Raw genomic sequence first — 1574 nt, 5'->3', positions numbered from 1 at the left:
AAATAAACCCTCTATTAACAGAGATAAGTCGTTTTTTACAGGTTTCTTCATTGCTCTTATGAATCCTTTAAATATTGTGTTTTGGTTTGGTGTATTTGGGTCAAGCTTAAGCGAAAGCCTCCAAAGTCAAACGTGGCTATCTGTCTTTTTTCACAGTTTCTTTATTATCTTTGGCATCCTTCTTTGGAATTTAAATATTGCCAGCAGCATTCATTTTACAAGAAAATTTATCACGCCTAAGCTTCTTCGCTTTATTACGTTAGGTGCAGGTTTTTTACTTTTTTTATTTGGCTGCCAATTCGGTTTTAAATGTATATCCTTACTTATAGGCTGAGCTTTTAGCGATGAGTTCAATAAGAGTGTCATTTACTTTCTCACGTTCATCATAAAAAAGACCGTGTCCACTATTTTCAAATGGAAGAAGTGTAGAAAATGAAATATGACGATTCATAACTTTTGCAAGATCAAATGGACAAATTTGATCTTTTTTTCCGTGTAATATATATGTCTCAGTAAAAATTTGATTCAAATCTTCCCGTAAGTCTTCGTCTCGTAAAGACACCGCAGTTTTAATCGTTCCATGACCGGATGCCTCTAAACCTAAATCTTGAAACCATCCTCTAAAGGCTGAGCTGGTAGGCTGATTAAAAAACTTTTTCCCAAACTCTTCAAGCATATTAGGACGATCTCTATACGTATTTTGAATAATTGTATTTACTTCTTCAGAAGGAAGTCCATATGGAAAATCAGTTTTTTGAATAAAGCTTGGAGCCGCTGCCCCTAATAAAATTAACTTCTTCACGCCATATCCTAAATGTCTGCTCATATATCGAATAGCAATGGCTCCCCCCATAGAAAAGCCTACGAGCGTATAATTTTTAAGCTCAAGTCTTTCTACTAACATGCGAATATCATCCGCTAATTGATTATAAGAATAGCCGGTGAAAGGTGCATCTGATTTTCCGAATCCCCGAAGATCAGGAGCGATACATCGAATACCTCGGGCCGGCAACGTTGTAAATTGGTATTCGTACATTTTAGCGTTAACCGGCCACCCGTGAAGGAAAAGAACGGGTTCCCCTTTTCCAATATCTCGAACAAAAAGTTTAGTCTTAGGAGTTACGTGAATAAAGTAGTTCATCTATAACACCTCCTAGTGGGTCTTATATATATATGTGTAGGACAATTGGAACATTCAAAAGTTTCTTAGAGGCTTGTGTAGGAGGTGTATAATGTTTATCTGGGATAAGGAGTAGGGAAATTCTTTTATATTGTTTATTTAGAACATAGTTTAATTTAAAAATATTAGACAAAAAAAGTAGTAAAGCGTTAAAAACTTTACTACTTTTTTTGTTATTTTTCTTCCAGCCACACATCAACTAAATTGCCAGCTTCACTTTGGTCCAATACGAATGAACCGTTGCTGTATCGGTCGCTAGCTCGCATTGTAGACGGATCAACCTGCTCGATTTGACCTTTAGATGATTCCACTATCACGTAATGTTCTTTAGAAATTGCTTTTATTTTTGCAATTTGATGCGGGTTAGATTTTAGTTCTCGGACCATCACTAGCC

The 1574-nt window shown here is 36.0% G+C and carries 3 protein-coding genes; 1 reads left to right on the top strand and 2 read right to left on the bottom strand.

The features are described 5' to 3' along the window. Positions 1-334 (top strand): LysE family transporter (locus AC1DRF_RS27170; RefSeq protein ID WP_477742205.1); only part of this gene is annotated, 334 nt, incomplete at its 5' end. Here the strand turns inward: AC1DRF_RS27170 and AC1DRF_RS27165 are convergent. Further along, on the bottom strand, positions 320-1141 hold the full coding sequence (locus AC1DRF_RS27165) for an alpha/beta fold hydrolase (RefSeq protein ID WP_477742204.1): 822 nt from the start codon (positions 1139-1141) through the stop codon (positions 320-322). The two genes, AC1DRF_RS27170 and AC1DRF_RS27165, sit on opposite strands and share 15 nt — an antisense overlap. A gap of 212 nt (positions 1142-1353) precedes the next feature. Then, on the bottom strand, positions 1354-1574 hold a 221-nt coding region (locus AC1DRF_RS27160), incomplete at its 5' end, for a hypothetical protein (protein ID WP_477742203.1).

Source organism: Priestia sp. P5_B4 (genome assembly GCF_056400385.1).
The sequence above is the reverse complement of the archived record's forward strand: the minus strand, read 5'-3'. Positions and strand labels throughout refer to the sequence as shown.

Bases quoted from the DNA above. Each gene is read 5' to 3' on its own strand.
- AC1DRF_RS27165 (WP_477742204.1), bottom strand. From the start codon at position 1,141: ATGAACTACTTTATTCACGTAACTCCTAAGACTAAACTTTTTGTTCGA.